Below are 15,846 nucleotides of genomic sequence, written 5' to 3' on the forward strand. Positions count from 1 at the left end.
TTTAGCATAAGCAATATAAAAACGCCACAACCAAGCGTTTTTACCTAAATTGTATTTCTGTTATAACCTTTACCATGGATATCGACTTTAATAAAAATGAGGATATTAATAAGCAGCTGGTTTATGAAGTAAATAACCGGCTTAAAAAAATATACCAGGGCGGTGGCGAAAAAGCTGCTGCCAAACAAAAAGAGAAAGGCAAAATGCTGGCCCGCGAGCGGGTTGCTAATTTGATAGATCGGGATTCGAACTGGTTGGAGATTGGCGCCTTCGTAGGCGATGGCATGTATGCCGAGCATGGGGGCTGTCCGTCTGGCGGAGTAATAACCGGGATTGGTTATGTATCTGGCAGACAGTGTGTAATAGTAGCCAATGATGCAACGGTTAAGGCAGGTGCATGGTTCCCGATAACTGCAAAGAAAAACCTGCGCGCGCAAGAAATTGCCATGGAAAATCGTTTACCCATCATTTATCTGGTCGATTCTGCAGGTGTTTATTTGCCTTTGCAAGATGAAATTTTCCCGGATAAAGAGCACTTCGGTCGCATTTTTAGAAACAATGCGCTGATGAGCAGCATGGGTATCATTCAGATCTCGGCTATTATGGGTTCATGCGTAGCTGGCGGCGCTTACTTACCTATTATGAGTGATGAGGCGATGATCGTCGAAGGCACAGGCTCCGTCTTTCTCGCGGGATCATTCCTGGTGAAATCCGCTATAGGCGAAGACATCGACAACGAAACCCTGGGCGGTGCCACCACACACTGTGAAATATCCGGTGTAACCGACTACAAACAACCCAACGATAAAACCTGCCTGGAATCTATCCGAAAGATCATGAGTATGGTTGGCGATTTTAATAAAGCCGGCTTTGATCGTATCAAAACCGTTCAGCCTAAACTAGATTCAAAAGAAATTTACGGACTGTTGCCTGATAATCGCGAAAAGGCTTATGATATGCGCGAGATCATTTTGCGTCTGTTGGACAATTCAGAACTGGAAGAATACAAGGAAGGCTATGGCCAATCCATCATTTGCGGTTTGGGTAGGGTAGATGGCTGGGCAGTTGGTATCGTCGCTAACCAACGCAAAGTCATCAAATCAAAAAAGGGAGAAATGCAGTTTGGCGGGGTAATCTATTCCGATTCGGCAGATAAGGCTACACGCTTTATCATGAACTGTAATCAGAAAAAAATTCCATTGGTTTTCTTGCAGGACGTTACCGGCTTTATGGTAGGTAGCCGGTCAGAACAAGGCGGTATTATAAAAGACGGCGCTAAGATGGTGAACGCGGTAGCCAATTCGGTAGTACCTAAATTTACTTTTGTAATCGGTAATTCATATGGTGCGGGTAATTATGCCATGTGTGGTAAAGCTTATGATCCACGGTTGATCTATGCGTGGCCATCAGCAAAAATAGCGGTAATGGGTGGATCGCAAGCGGCTAAAACTTTAGTACAAATGCAAGCGGCCGGCATGAAGGCAAGGGGCGAGGATGTGAATGAAGAAAAAGAAGCTGAACTGCTCAAACAAACAACCGATCGTTATAACGCACAAACTACGCCATACTATGCAGCGGCCAGACTTTGGGTAGATGGCATTATAGACCCATTGGAGACTCGCAAGATCATATCGATGGGTATTGAGGCTGCTAATCATTCGCCCATTGAGAAACCATTTAATGTAGGTGTAATTCAGACTTAGTTTGTCATTGCGAGCGAAGCGTGGCAATCGCGGACTATGCAGCGTGCGATTGCTTCGTCGTTCCTCCTCACAATGACAATTTATTATAATTTTGACCTTTATTTAATTCACTAAACCATGAAAAAGATCTTATTAATCGTCGCTGTTGCTATAACAACAGGATTTACTTCTCAAGCTCAAATAATTCCCAGCTTTGCTTTTGGTATTAAAGGCGGGATGAATTTAACCAACCTTTCAAAATCTGGTACTTTCAATAGCAGCAACCAGGCAGGTTACCTGGGTGGCATCTGGGCGCGTTTTGGAGCATTGGGTTTTAACTTTCAACCAGAAGCCTATGTAACAGGAAAAAATGTAACCGTAGATGGTATCAAGCAGAAATTTACCAGCGTGGATGTGCCTTTGCTATTTGGCGGAAAAGTAGGTGCTTTTGGTTTTGGTGCCCGTTTTTATACAGGTCCTATGGTGTCATTTGCCATCAACAAAGATCAAAACTATGACGACGCGGCAAGTAATATCACCCGACTAAATTATAAAAATCAAAACTATGCCTGGCAACTAGGTACCGGCATTGATATCCGTAGTTTATCTGTCGATTTGCGTTATGAGGCTGGATTAAGCAAACAGAATTATGGAGCCGGATCGACTAAAATCAATTTATTCAACTTGTCTTTAGCCTATAAAATATTCTAACTTAGGGTTACATCGTTAATGCTGTCAGCATAAATGCTATACTACAGCAAAAGGTAAATGCGATAAAATACATCAGACTGGCGCCCAGCAATTTGGTTATTGTGCGCCATTTGCTTCTTTGGTAAAATACCCTTACAGATTTGTAGAGATACCAAATAACACCTACTGTACCTGCCAAACTTAACCAATCATATAGACCCCAGCTTTTTGGAAAAATCAGCTCCAGCGTCATAATTATAGCCAAAAATAAAAACAAGAAGCAATGCAAGTGGAATGTGAATATCAAATGTTCTACATAATATTTTTTATTCTTTGCAAAAGTGATCTTGAAAATCAATGCGCATAATGGCAGCATTAAAAACATCATTTTAGGCATATTGTGCCTAAACTCGTCAAAAAAAGCCTCTCTGGCGTGCTTACCATATTTCTCTTTGTATTCGTATGATTTTTTGTGGTATAAGCGATCGAAGAAGCCATCCTGCTTGTCATCTGGAAGCTTTGCCTGCGATGCCAGGTACTGCGTGTATGTTGTGTCTTTGGTCATTCCCGGCATACGGCCTTCGCCAATCATCACGTCAACATCGTCGTCGGGATCTACATCACCTGATGTTTTATGTACAGCTTCAGAATCTAGCCTGCCTTTAGTTATTGATAATACTTTTTTAGTTAATCCCGATGTATTTGGACTTTTAATCACACTATCCAGCTTTCTGTCAGTAACGGCCATTTCCTTTTTATGAGGTCCTTCTGGTTTGCTCACGTTTATATTTACCGGAGGTTTATATCCACTTTGAAATAGTAGCACGAAGTAAATCAAACTTATAAAAATGTACATTTTCACCGGGTGCAGGTATGACACGCGCCTACCGGCCAAATATTCATTAGTTAGTTTACCAGGTTCAAATAGTAGGGGTTTTAATGTGCTGAAAAACTGATGATCGAAGTGGAAATAATCACTGATTGCGTGATTCATCATGTGGCCAAAACTCTCTTTCAGCTCCAGGTTTTCTTGCCCGCAGTGGTAGCAAAATTTCCCCTGCAGCGGCGTTCCGCAGTTGGCACAATCAGTTTCTTTGCGATAATGTTTTTTCATCAGTTAATTAAAACGAGAAATGGTATTAGTGTTTAAGCGTGTTTAATAGCGTGCTCTAAAGCAGCATTGTGCCTGTATTTAAATACAAATGGAAATATCACTGCAATTACCAGTGCATAGGCAGCAAAGCATAACCAGATGCCGTGCCAGTCTTTGTCGCCGTTTGACATAGTGAAGAAGTGATCAATGATCAAACCACTGGCAAAACTACCGAATAAAGCACCAAAGCCGTTAACCATCATCATAAATAAACCTTGCGCACTACCTCGGATTTCGGGAGCTGCCTGTGTTTCTACGAATAATGAGCCGGATATGTTAAAGAAGTCGAACGCCATGCCGTAAACAATACATGACATTACAATCATCCATAAACCTTCTGCAGGGTTACCAAATGCAAACAAACCAAAGCGCAGTACCCAAGCCAGCATGCTAAATAACATCACATACTTAATACCGAACTGGCGTAAAAAGAATGGTATAGCCAGGATAAACAACGTCTCTGAAATTTGTGAGATAGACATAATGATTGCCGGATATTTTACCGCTATGGTATCCTGGTACGAAGGGATTTTCGCAAAATCATGAATATAGGTATCGCCGTAGGCATTGGTTAACTGCAAGGCCGCACCCAATAAAAGCGAGAAGGCAAAGAATATGGCAAATCTTGGTGATTTAAAAAGCGCGAAAGCATTTAAGCCTAAAGCGCCTGCAAGTGTTTTATTGTCGATCTTAGCCAATAAAGGCGGGCATTTTGGTAATGAAAATGAATAAATACCTAAAGCAAATGCTATAGCCGATGCAATATAAAACTGATTGGCGGAGGTTTCGTTATGCGTTAAGCTAACTACCCACAAAGCGGCTATAAAGCCGATTGTACCCCAGATGCGAATGGGAGGAAATTCTTTAACAACATCAATATTGGCTCTTTTTAAAGCGGAGTAGGCTACAGTATTTGACAATGCCAATGTTGGCATGTAGAATACCATATTCAGCAACATCACCCAAAAAAAAGTAGTTGGATTAGTAACGAGTGGCAGGCAGGCCAGTACTATGCCACCACAAATGTGCATGACTCCATATAGCTTTTCGGCGTTGATAAATTTATCTGAGATGATGCCGGTTATAGCAGGCATAAAAATGGCCGAAATGCCCATCGTAGAGAAGATAATGCCAAATTGAGCGCCCGACCAATGTTTGTTTTGAAACCAATATGCACCTATGGTAAGCAACCATGCTCCCCATATAAAATATTGCATAAAATTCATTAGTATCAAGCGAAACTTAACATTCATACAGGCTGGTTTTAATTAATGACGATCAGTTATAAATTCAAAATCTGAAAGTAGTGAATTTTATGGGAATATAGAAAGGGAGATAGAGATTAGTTATATCGACAAATATTGTAATGTTAAGCCTAATCTCTGATCTCCAACCAATAAATAACTACGAGGCTTTACGTCTATTCAGCTCATCGCGAATTTTAGCGGCTTTCTCGTATGATTCTTCAGCTAAAGCTTCTTGTAGCTTGGCTTTTAATTCTTCGATACCCAGCGCACCAAAGCCGGCGCTGGCAGTTGACGAAACCGTTGATATATCTTCGGGCGTTTCGCTGATGTTTTCTAGGTAAACAAAGTCGTTTCCTTCAATAACAATTCCGGCACTTGATAAGATAAATTCGTAAGTATAAATGGGGCACTCAAAACGTACCGCAATAGCAATGGCGTCAGATGTGCGGGCATCTATCTCCATTACTTTTTTACCGTCACTGCAAATTAGTTTTGAATAAAATATACCGTCAACCAGGTTGTAAATGATCACTTCTTGCACGGTAATAGCGTATGCCTCGCCAAAACTTTTGAACAGGTCATGGGTTAGGGGACGGCTTGGCGTCATTTTTTCGATCTCGATGGCAATTGCCTGCGCTTCGAAACTACCAATGATGATCGGTAGACGGCGCCTGCCGCCAACTTCGCCTAAAACCAACGCATACGCGCCTGATTGTGTTTGGCTATAAGACAAGCCAACAATATCAAGCTTAATTTTTTTCATGTTATTACCCATCACAACATCCTTATACTAAGGCCTTATGTTCTTTAATCGCTGTTATCAATTTTGGTATCACTTCAAAAGCATCGCCGACAATACCATAGTCGGCTACTTTGAAGATCGGAGCTTCGGGATCTTTGTTTATCGCTACAATAACCTTCGATGAACTGATACCCGCAAGGTGCTGTATCGCGCCCGAAATTCCTATTGCAATATACAAATTTGGACTGACAGCTATACCAGTTTGTCCAACATGTTCGTTATGTGGCCGCCAACCCGCGTCTGATACCGGTTTTGAGCAGGCTGTAGCTGCACCCAATAAATCGGCGAGCTCTTCGATCATACCCCAGTTTTCAGGTCCTTTTAAACCACGACCGCCGGATACAACGATCTCAGCATCAGGCAACGAAATCTTGTCTGTCGAGCGTACAATCTCTTTTAGTATTGCCTTGAAATCAGACGCTTTAACCTCAGTGCTAAAGTCTTCAACTTTTACCGGTTTGGCAACCTCTGCTATCTTGAAGGAGTTTGGTGTAAGCGCAATAACTTTATTGACTGATGTTAATTCTACCGTAGCAAAGGCTTTGCCCGAAAATGCTGTCTTTTTAACTGTAAATTTACCGCCGTTTATTTCGGGTAATGCAACGGCACCGTCAACAATCCCTGCCTCTAACTTTACACCGACACGGGGAGCGAGGCCCCGGCCCGAAAAGGAGTTGGACAACACAACAACATCTGCATCTTCTTTTTTAGCAGCTTCTGCAATCACCGAAGCGTAAGCTTGGTTCACAAAGTTTTTAAGCTGACTGTTGGATACGTTCAATATCTTATCGGCACCGTATTTAGCCAGCGCGCTTAGTTCGTCTGCGCTTACATCGCCGATGGATAGGGCCGTAAGTATAGTATTGCTTTGGTCGGCAATGGCGCGGGCATAACTTACAGCTTCAAAAGTCGACTTTTTGAATTTGCCGTCAGCGTTCTCCGCATATATTAAAACTGACATAGTATTTCTATCTAATTAAATAACCCTGGCCTCGGTGTGTAATAACTCAATTAATTTAGCCGGATCATCGGCCTCAACCAATTTTACCTGGCCACGGGGTGCTGGTGTTTCATAACTGATGATCTCTGAATTTGTTTTTACCTCGACAGCTTCAATAACTGTTAACGGCTTAGTACGTGCCGACATAATGCCTCGCATGTTGGGGATCTTAGGTTCGGCGACACCTTCAGCAGTTCCCACTACCAACGGTAAGGGAATGGCCAATACTTCTTTGCCACCTTCAATCTCGCGTTCAACAGTAGCTTGAGTACCTTCAATCTCCAGCTTTTTAATGATTGATACCGACGGAATATCCAGAAGTTCGCCAAGCATTCCAGCTACCTTTGAACCGTTATAATCTATCGACTCACGGCCCGTCAATATTAGGTCGAAAGGATTTGATTTAATGTACTGTGCTATCTGATACGCCACAAACCATGCGTCGTGCGGTTGCGCGTTGATGCGTACGGCATCGGTTGCGCCTATAGCCAGGGCTTTGCGTATGGTAGGCTCGGTAGAGGCGTCGCCTACATTAATAACGGTTACTGTACCATTAGCACCCTCTGTTAATTCGATAGCACGCGCAAGAGCTATTTCATCGTACGGGTTTAAAATGAATTGAACCCCGTTTGTATTAAATTGCGTGTTGTTATCGGTAAAAGTTATTTTTGTGGTGGTATCGGGCACATGGCTTATACATACAAGAGTTTTCATTGCTGTAATTTGTTTTTTATGGTAACGAAGCTATCAGGAGCAAATTAAGTAGTATTGTAGCTCCTGATGGTCATAACATAGGGTTTCTACAAATCTAGATAAAAAAGATAGGGATTGAAAATGGAGACAAGCAGATTAGATAAGCTATTAGAGTTTATAAAGAACGAACCAAACGACGAGTTTTTAAAATATGCCCTGGCTACTGAATATCTTCGTTTAAACGATGCAAATAGGGCATTGGAGTACTATGAGGACCTGGTTACCAATCATCCTCAATACGCTGGCACCTATTATCATTTAGGTAAACTGTATGAGGCGCTTGGTCGTAAAGACGACGCCATAAAGACCTACGAAAAAGGTATGGAGATCACCAAAGCTAAACGCGATAATCATGCTTTTGCTGAGCTGCAATCCATTTATCGGGAAGCTATTGGTTATGATGATGACGACGATTATTAATCAGCCCCACCCAACCCTCCCGGGTAGGGAAGGCTTTAAATTAAAAGTCTCCCCAACCGGGGGAGATTTAGAGGGGGCTGCATGAGAAAACGTCACCTCCTTTTCTTAAGCGATGCTTTCCTGTATACGCTGAGTGCCTTTGGCGGTCCGCAGGGACATATTGCGGTTATGCTGCGCGAGTTTGTGCAGAAGCGTAAGTATGTTACCGAAGAGGAATTAATGGAGCTAAACGCGCTGGCGCAGGTGCTGCCAGGCCCATCATCAACCCAAACCTTAGTGGGCATAGCCTGGAAGGTGGGCGGACTGTGGTTAGCTCTCGCGACGTTTTTATTATGGATCTTACCCTCGGCAGCCATTATGTGCGCCGCGGCTATCAGCTACAAGATGTTTGCCGAGAGGGGTAGAGTAGCAGATATACTGAAGTTTATTCAGCCTATGGCCGTGGGTATTGTGGCGTATGCTACTTACACGTTTGCTAACAAGTTTTTGAAGACGCGGGTTAGCACCATGCTGGCAATCGGCTCTTTCATTGTTACGCTGATCCTGCAGAATGCCTATGCCTTCCCGATATTGATTATGCTGGGCGGCATCGTATCCTCTGCGTTGGAAACGCAACCGCAAGAGAACGAGCTGCGTGTTAAGCTCTTTGCTAATACCAACCCTAATAAGGTGATGTACTTTGTGGGTGTGTTACTGGCATTCGCTGCGCTGGGTGCTATCATTAATCGTACATCGCCGTTTAGTTTGCCGATACGTTTGTTCGAGAACTTCTACCGTAATGGTATCCTGATCTTCGGTGGGGGGCAGGTGCTGGTACCGCTCATGTACACAGAGTTTGTGGAGGTTAAGCATTACCTCACCGGCGCCGAGTTTCTATCCGGCTATGCCTTGCAGCAAGCACTGCCGGGGCCTACATTCTGCTTTACTTCATTCTTAGGCGGGGTAACGATGGGCAATCAAGGTTATGGTGTAGGCGGGCAGATCATTGGTAGCTTGATCGCTGTTATCGGTATCAACTCGCCCGGCTTGATCCTGATCCTGTTTATTGTGCCCTTTTGGGAGGACCTGAAGAAGATAACGCGGATCAAGAACTCCTTGAGTGGTATCAACGCCGTAGCTGTAGGCTTTATGGCGACGGCACTCATATTACTAACCAAACCCTTCGGCCTAAACTGGATGGCCTATGCAATCATGATCTGCACGTTCTTGCTGCTGCAGTTCACTAAGATTAAAACGCCTTTTGTGATATTGATAGGGGTAGCGCTGGGGCTGATCTTTTAGATCCCTAACCCCCTGATGGGGAATGATAGGCGGTTGCTGTTTTGTTTCACGTGTGTATGTAACAGATGAAACAAGTGAAACAGTAAAGTTGATTAATTGGCTGATTATTATATACTTATAAAAATAAAGTGAAACAGAATGAAACAGTAAAAATGACTTTTAGGTATTTTTTTGTTTCACGCTTGTTGCGATAAAAGTATTTGTCTGTAAGCAGAATGCGGGCTAACTTCTACCAATGGTAGGCTTTTAATAAAAGCCTTTATAAAGCGTTAAATGTTAACTTTATAATCTAAACATCACTATAATGCGCCAAAAAACAGTTAATTTGTTATTGCTCTTTATTTTCTTACAGGGTGCGGCTTGTGCACAAAACTTTAATAAAGCAAAGTTAGATAGCTTTCTCGTTGCGCTGAATGCGCACAACCAAAACATGGGCAGTATGACAATAGCTGTTGATGGTAAGGTTATTTATCAAAAGGCCGTTGGTTACAGCCAGGTGAATGGGACTTTAAAAACACCGGCAACCATTAACACCAAATATCGGATAGGTTCCATTAGTAAGATGTTTACCGCCACCATGATCTTTCAATTGATTGATGAAGGTAAGCTTAACTTTGATACACCCCTGGCTTCTTTTTTCCCGCAACTTCCCAATGCCGGAAAGATTACGATAAGCGAAATGCTCGACCATCGCAGCGGCCTTCATAACTTTACCAATGATTCGCTTTATCACACTTATATGGGCAAACCTATGTCTCAAGCTGACATGACCGGCATTATTGCCAAAGAGAAATCTGATTTTGAACCGGACACAAAGGCGGAGTATAGCAATACTAATTTTTTACTGCTGGGTTATATCATTGAAAAGCTGACCGGTGAAACTTATGCGCAAGAGTTGAAAAAACGCGTTACTTCAAAAATAGGTTTAACAAATACTTATTACGGCACTAAAGCCAATCCGGCTAAAAACGAAGCTTACTCTTACACCTACGCTGGGCAATGGACCCAAATGCCCGAAACCGACATGAGCATCCCGGGTGGGGCAGGTGCTATTGTATCCACGCCCGCCGATCTTGTTAAATTTATAGACGCCCTTTTTGCAGGAAAGTTGATTAACCCGGCAAGCCTACAGTTGATGAAGACAATGAAAGATAATTTTGGTATGGCCATGTTTGTTATGCCTTTTTATGAGAAAAAAGGGTATGGCCACGGTGGGAGTATTGATGGATTCACCAGTTTACTGACCTATTTTCCGGAAGACAAGCTGGCGATAGCCTATACTTCTAATGGAGCGCGATATTCAAATAATGATATATGTATAGGTGCGTTAAGCATTTATTTTAATAAACCTTACACCATCCCCGAGTTTAAAGAAATTACCCTTACTACTGCCCAACTTGATAAATATCTGGGTCATTACGCTAGCGAGCAAATGCCGCTAAAGATTGCCATAACTAAAAACGGGACTACATTATTTGGGCAAGCTACCGGTCAGCCCGCTTTTCCGCTTACTGCCGAAGGCGATGATAAATTTTCGTTTACCAGAGCAGGTGTTAACATAGCATTTGAACCCGCTAAAAAGACATTCACTTTAATACAAGGCGGAAAAACCTATCTTTTCACTAAAACGGATTGATATAGGCAATAAACACTACAAGGTTAGCAAATAAAAAGGTGTCATCTTGAACGATAGTGAGAGATCTATACACGAGTTATTCTTGAAGCTTAGCGTGTGTATAGAGTTTCCGCTGCGCTCAAGAGCGTAGTTATCCCGCTGGAAGAAATGACAAGATAGTTAAACAACACCGCGCGGATTGTTGGTGATAACACCAACGACGGCCAAGAGTAATAAAGCCTTGATTATATGTTATCGCAACAAAGTGATACTACCCGATTTTGTTTGTTTTGTTCCAGACTCATATCGATAAGTCGCTATATAGTAATATACACCTACGGGGCAGTTGTGTTCCTTATAATTACCTTTCCAACCTTGTGTCATACTTTTTGAAGCAAACAGCAGGCTGCCATACCGATCATAAATTAGTAGGTTATAATTTAGTGGCGGCGTAGCATATATCGGTTTAAATTCGTCATTTATGCCATCTCCATTGGGCGTAAAGGTATTCGGCAATTCAAAATATCCCCCCGGTGTCACAGGAGCTCCGGAGGTGCTGCAATCTATCATGTTTATGTCGGCATTGGCCGCTGCACTTTTGCCGCCACTGTACACCGTTACGCTAACGGTATATTTGCCTGCAGCAGCAAAACTAAATTGCGGAGAGGTTTCTATTGAAGTGTTGCCGGTATCTCCAAAACTCCACCTGGCCGAATCAATAACATAGGCCGCCGTCAATTTGAAAGAGGTTGCTTTTTGCGTACAGGTGCCGGTATAATCAATTTTTGGGGGACCTAAGGGCGCGACAATGATTTTCCTGACACGGGAACTCCCCGCATCTCCTATAAACATATTTCCGTCATTGTCAAACACGGTTCCTCTTGGAGCCATACCCGCCTTAAGTGGGGGGCCGCCATCACCGCTGTAATCAGGACTGCCATTGCCTGCAAAAGCATTTATGATGCCGGTAGAGACGTCAATTTTGCGCACCTGGTAACTTGATCTGTTATTTGCGCCGTCGCACACATAGATATTACCCGCATCATCAAGCGATAACGACCACGGAGCGTATATTTGTGCATTTACCGCAGGTCCACCATCTCCGCCAAACCCTTCCTCACCATTTCCGGCGACCGTGCTGATGATACCGGTTTTTGAATTGATCTGACGTATACGGTTGTTGACAAAATCAGCAAAAATAACGTCCCCGGATTTATTAATGGCAATACTGCCCGGAGCAAATAGTCTGGCATCCACTGCGGGTCCGCCATCTCCGCTAAAGCCCGCATAGCCTGGTGGGTCGCTTCCCGCCACTTTTGTAATAATCCCGGAGCCGGCGTCTATACGGCGAATGCAGTTGTTATTGAAATCAGTAAAATATAAATCATCGGCTTTGTCAAAAGCAATGGCAAATGGCTCAAATAACAAAGCGTCTTTGGCAGGCCCTCCGTCGCCCCTATAGCCGTTAATAATATTCCCGTTCCCTGCTATAGTTGTTATTATACCGCTAACTGCATCCACCCGGCGAATGCAGTTATTCCAATAATCAGCTATAAAAAGGTTATCATGTGAATCGAAAGCAATCCCTCGAGGTTCGTTCAAACTAGCCGAAGTAGCCGGGCCGCCATCACCAGTATAGCCCATTTTTGTATTGCCGGCAACTGTAGTAATAATACCTGTTTTCGCATCTATCTTTCTTACAGTGTAATACGCCCCGCCTTGCGAAATATAGATATTACCTTTGGAATCGGCCGCTATATATTGCGGACTGATCTGGGCCTGGATCGCAGGTCCGTTGTCGCCGTTGTAATTAGGATTGCCGTTGTTTCCAGCACCGTCGTATCCGTTGCCTGCATAAGTTGAAATTACTTGTGCATTGACTACCTGCATCAGCAAAACAAGCCACAGGTATAAAAAAACGGCAATTTTTTTCATCTATAATTAGTACCGCGCTAAATATAGAATAATAATTTAAAAAGGCGGCTGCCACGACGTCTCTGGGTTACCCTCGAAAGGTAGAAAGGTCGAAATTTTTTTTGCGCCTTTGTTGGTGTTGTCACCTACAAGGGCTATTAGTCTTACTATCATTATCATCCGTGCGGGTTGTGGTGATAACACCGACAACGGCCATTTGACAAATTATTTTAAACACAGCAATAAACATTATTGCTGCGTTTGGATCTTTTTAACATCCTTTATTTGGTAGCACATAAATCACGTTGCCTGCAACAGATAAATTGAAGCCATAATTTTTTATATCAGGAAGTGATATTTTTTTCCATGTTTTGCCCATGTCGCCCGACCTGAAGATACCATCTGAACCGCCGCATATCAAATATTTACCCATTTGTTTAATTGATGAAATATTCGAAGTGGATTTAGTTACGCCTATTTTTTTCATTAATAAACTGTACCAGGAAGGTTGAAGCTCTTCGCCTATAACATTCCAGGTTTTTCCATTATCCTGTGAAATGTGTATACTGTTTGTTTGGGTTATTGCGTTGTAGATGATAGCAGCAAATCCCCCATCTATATGTTCCACAGCTATGCCGGTGCCTCCTTCACTAAGCACACGATCCCAGGTTTGACCATCATCGGTCGATTTTAATATTCCATAGTTGCTGGTAGTCATTAGTACACCGTCCGACTCTGCTAATTTCAAGCTACCGTCTCCAACATGCACTTGTTCCCAGGTTTTTCCACTGTTGGCAGATCTAAAAAGGCTGTTGTTGGAGCCAATGAAAACTGTGCCCCCGGCAGTTTCAAAAATGGTGCGTACTTCCCGCTCTTTAAAATTCTTGTACATCCAATCTATCGTTCTGTCCAGGCGTACGGCTTGCTCTTGAAAATCAGTATATATGGGCGACCAATTATTTATTCCGTTTATTTTTTGTAAAAATTGCCCCCTGAAATTATAGGCAATTATTCCATTCTTGACAGGGGTAATGTTACGCTGGGCACCAGGGAAAATATCTTTTGTCCAAAGAAGATTTGTAGAATTTGGCTCATTGTGATAAACGCCATTTCCGGCACGTAAATATAGCCCACGGTCATTTGCAAATAAACCAGCTCCCCCCACACCTGTTTTCTGCAATCCTTCAGGGAGTCCTTCGCTAATGTCCTGCCATGTTTGTCCGCCATCAGCAGATTTAAAAATGATGTTGGCAATAGCCGGTGATTTGCCTTCTTTTATTGGGTTCTTTTCTTTTAGCGCAAAAGAATTTAGCAGAACTAACACCAGCAAGATAGCCGGAACAAATACAAATAATCTTTTCATTTTTTTAAATTTTAAGTAAAATATATTGGTTAAGAGTAGCAGAAAGTACGCGACGGGAACAATATCCAATCAGTTTTAAATCGTTAGCATGGTTGTACCTCAGCGTCGTTTATAATTCACGCCTTAGAAGCGGTAATCCGCAGCCTGTTGTTTGTCGTACACCAGCGTCATGCTATTCCCGCCGGAGTTTGAGTGTGATTTGACCTGGACAGCCATAGACTTTCCATCATTAATCAACGTCCAAACCTCTGTTACTTTAATAGCCTCCGCCTCAACATTTGTATTGAATGTATGAAGGGGGCTAACCGGGTTTGTCATTGTTCTGGCCGAGTTAACAGTCATAGTCCGGCCATCATCAGACCACCTTGCGGTAGATTCGTCCCTTGGGTTTCCGACATAAGTGGCCTCCCTTTTTTTACCGTCGAACATCAGTTTCTGTTGATTTGTAACCAGCGCCCCATCAGGAGACAGACTTTCTACTTCGACAGTTAGAAAATCTTTGTATCCGATTATTTTCATGGTTTTAGATCTCATGCGATCGTTCCCGAATATGCACAGCGGAAACTGTTCAACAAGCTGACTTTTCGATTTATTAAATTTCCATTCACCAGAAAAGTTAGCGCGATTGACGCTTTTCTTTTGCTGAGCCTGTACGGTAAAATAAATTACTCCTGTAAGCAGAATAATCAGGCAGGGCAAAACGTTTCTTTTATTTTTCATATCCTAATCAATTGGTTCAGCAAAATTACTTTGATATTTTCGGCTTGAAGGATTGGGATTGTAAATAAAAATGTAAACTTTGTAAATAAAAACTTGACAATATGGTTCTTAGCCGAAATTTGCTCTCCGGGAAACGCAAGTACCTGTTCGGGTTGCTATTACTCTCGTTCATTGCTTTGATCTGTGCAGCTTTCAGCATGAGCGGCGATGACGACTTTGATATGGCAAGGAGGGAAGTTTTGCTGCGGAGGATAGGAGATAAACTGCTATTACAGTCGGGCGATAGCACCTCAAGAGTGCTCCCGGTAAAAAAAATCGCCGAAAACGAATACCAGATCAGCTTTGAGAAGGAGTTTGCTTTTAAACCGGACTCGTTGGTTAACACCACCAAGCGTTTACTGGCCAAAAACCCACTATCGCGCGACTATGTGGTTAACGTGCTTAACCCCGGCAGCTCCAAAGTAGCCTACGGCTATGCCATATCGCAAAATAAAGCAGATAATAGTATTATTCCCTGCAGAGGAAGGACGCAACCCAAAGGACGTTACCTGGTTAACGTTAAATTTAAACCAACAGGCATAATTACTACAAAGAATGGGTATCTGCTGGGCAGCCTGCCATTGCTGGCTTTTGTTGGTTTTATTTTCTTGAGATCTGTTAAGCCGCGGAAAGCTTTAACTAACGATCAGCACACCAGGATATTCAATTTTGGTTCGGTATTGTTTGATGCGGAGAAACGCCAGTTAGTGATAAATAATAACACCATAGAGCTAACCGGGACGGAAACGCGGCTGCTGATCATTTTCGCGTTGTCGCCTAACGAGACTATAGCAAGAAGCCGGCTACAAAAAGAGATCTGGGAAGATGAGGGTGTTATTGTGGGGCGCAGCCTGGATATGTTTATATCAAAATTGAGGAAGAAATTGGAAGGTGATCCGAACACCAATATTATTGTTGTGAGGGGGAGAGGGTATAAGTTGGAGGTTGCCTCTTAATTATATAGCTACCGCGAGCGTCCCACTTGTGGTAAATTAAAAAGCCTAAATTCCACAAGCGGGACGCTTGCGGTAGCGGGGGCCATCGGGCGCACACCGAAATGATATATTATTGAACCGAAAGTAACAATTCGTTTAAAAAATCAACACAGCGTCATTGCGAGGAACGAAGCAATCTCTGCGCGCCAGGCGGATGATATTGCATACCTAT

14 protein-coding genes are annotated in these 15,846 nt (G+C 42.9%); 6 read left to right on the top strand and 8 right to left on the bottom strand.

Going from position 1 to position 15,846, the window contains the following annotated elements:
- Positions 1–74: 74 nt before the first annotated feature.
- Both HB679_RS02925 and HB679_RS02930 read left to right on the top strand, forming a co-directional pair.
- Positions 75–1,703, top strand: a complete 1,629-nt coding sequence (locus tag HB679_RS02925) for an acyl-CoA carboxylase subunit beta (RefSeq protein ID WP_214070435.1) — start codon at positions 75–77, stop codon at positions 1,701–1,703.
- Between the two features lie 117 nt (positions 1,704–1,820).
- Complete coding sequence (locus tag HB679_RS02930) at positions 1,821–2,393, top strand: outer membrane beta-barrel protein (protein ID WP_214070436.1); 573 nt, start codon at positions 1,821–1,823, stop codon at positions 2,391–2,393.
- 7 nt (positions 2,394–2,400) lie between these two features.
- On the opposite strand, the gene HB679_RS02935 is transcribed toward HB679_RS02930, so the two are convergent.
- The 5 genes from HB679_RS02935 to HB679_RS02955 form a co-directional block, all read right to left on the bottom strand.
- Positions 2,401–3,486 (bottom strand): DUF3667 domain-containing protein, encoded by a 1,086-nt coding sequence (locus HB679_RS02935; RefSeq protein WP_214070437.1) that lies wholly within the window; start codon positions 3,484–3,486, stop codon positions 2,401–2,403.
- A 32-nt stretch (positions 3,487–3,518) separates the two neighbouring features.
- Entirely contained in the window at positions 3,519–4,778 is a 1,260-nt protein-coding gene (locus tag HB679_RS02940) for a nucleoside permease (RefSeq protein WP_214070438.1), read from the bottom strand.
- Positions 4,779–4,929: 151 nt separating this feature from the next.
- Positions 4,930–5,535, bottom strand: coding sequence for a bifunctional nuclease family protein (locus HB679_RS02945; protein ID WP_214070439.1), 606 nt, complete (start codon positions 5,533–5,535; stop codon positions 4,930–4,932).
- A gap of 22 nt (positions 5,536–5,557) precedes the next feature.
- Complete coding sequence (locus HB679_RS02950; RefSeq protein ID WP_214070440.1) at positions 5,558–6,535, bottom strand: electron transfer flavoprotein subunit alpha/FixB family protein; 978 nt, start codon at positions 6,533–6,535, stop codon at positions 5,558–5,560.
- 15 nt (positions 6,536–6,550) lie between these two features.
- Positions 6,551–7,288, bottom strand: coding sequence for an electron transfer flavoprotein subunit beta/FixA family protein (locus HB679_RS02955; RefSeq protein ID WP_214070441.1), 738 nt, complete (start codon positions 7,286–7,288; stop codon positions 6,551–6,553).
- A 120-nt stretch (positions 7,289–7,408) separates the two neighbouring features.
- Here HB679_RS02955 and HB679_RS02960 point away from each other — a divergent pair, with 120 nt between their 5' ends.
- The 3 genes from HB679_RS02960 to HB679_RS02970 all read left to right on the top strand — a co-directional run bounded on the left by HB679_RS02960 (position 7,409) and on the right by HB679_RS02970 (position 10,664).
- Positions 7,409–7,747: a tetratricopeptide repeat protein gene (locus HB679_RS02960; protein ID WP_214070442.1), complete on the top strand. Its 339-nt coding sequence runs from the start codon at positions 7,409–7,411 to the stop codon at positions 7,745–7,747.
- An 81-nt stretch (positions 7,748–7,828) separates the two neighbouring features.
- On the top strand, positions 7,829–9,028 hold the full coding sequence (gene chrA, locus HB679_RS02965; protein ID WP_214070443.1) for a chromate efflux transporter: 1,200 nt from the start codon (positions 7,829–7,831) through the stop codon (positions 9,026–9,028).
- 304 nt (positions 9,029–9,332) lie between these two features.
- On the top strand, positions 9,333–10,664 hold the full coding sequence (locus tag HB679_RS02970; RefSeq protein ID WP_214070444.1) for a serine hydrolase domain-containing protein: 1,332 nt from the start codon (positions 9,333–9,335) through the stop codon (positions 10,662–10,664).
- Between the two features lie 231 nt (positions 10,665–10,895).
- Here HB679_RS02970 and HB679_RS02975 read toward each other — a convergent pair whose 3' ends face one another.
- The 3 genes from HB679_RS02975 to HB679_RS02985 form a co-directional block, all read right to left on the bottom strand.
- Entirely contained in the window at positions 10,896–12,578 is a 1,683-nt protein-coding gene (locus tag HB679_RS02975; RefSeq protein ID WP_214070445.1) for a gliding motility-associated C-terminal domain-containing protein, read from the bottom strand.
- Between the two features lie 250 nt (positions 12,579–12,828).
- Positions 12,829–13,920: an exo-alpha-sialidase gene (locus HB679_RS02980; protein WP_214070446.1), complete on the bottom strand. Its 1,092-nt coding sequence runs from the start codon at positions 13,918–13,920 to the stop codon at positions 12,829–12,831.
- 123 nt (positions 13,921–14,043) lie between these two features.
- Positions 14,044–14,640, bottom strand: coding sequence for a hypothetical protein (locus HB679_RS02985; RefSeq protein WP_214070447.1), 597 nt, complete (start codon positions 14,638–14,640; stop codon positions 14,044–14,046).
- Positions 14,641–14,741: 101 nt separating this feature from the next.
- Here HB679_RS02985 and HB679_RS02990 point away from each other — a divergent pair, with 101 nt between their 5' ends.
- The gene (locus tag HB679_RS02990; protein WP_214070448.1) at positions 14,742–15,635 is read left to right on the top strand and encodes a winged helix-turn-helix domain-containing protein; all 894 of its coding nucleotides are present in this window, start codon (positions 14,742–14,744) and stop codon (positions 15,633–15,635) included.
- Positions 15,636–15,846 lie beyond the last annotated feature (211 nt).

The organism is Mucilaginibacter sp. dw_454, assembly GCF_018449775.1.
GTDB lineage: Bacteria > Bacteroidota > Bacteroidia > Sphingobacteriales > Sphingobacteriaceae > Mucilaginibacter.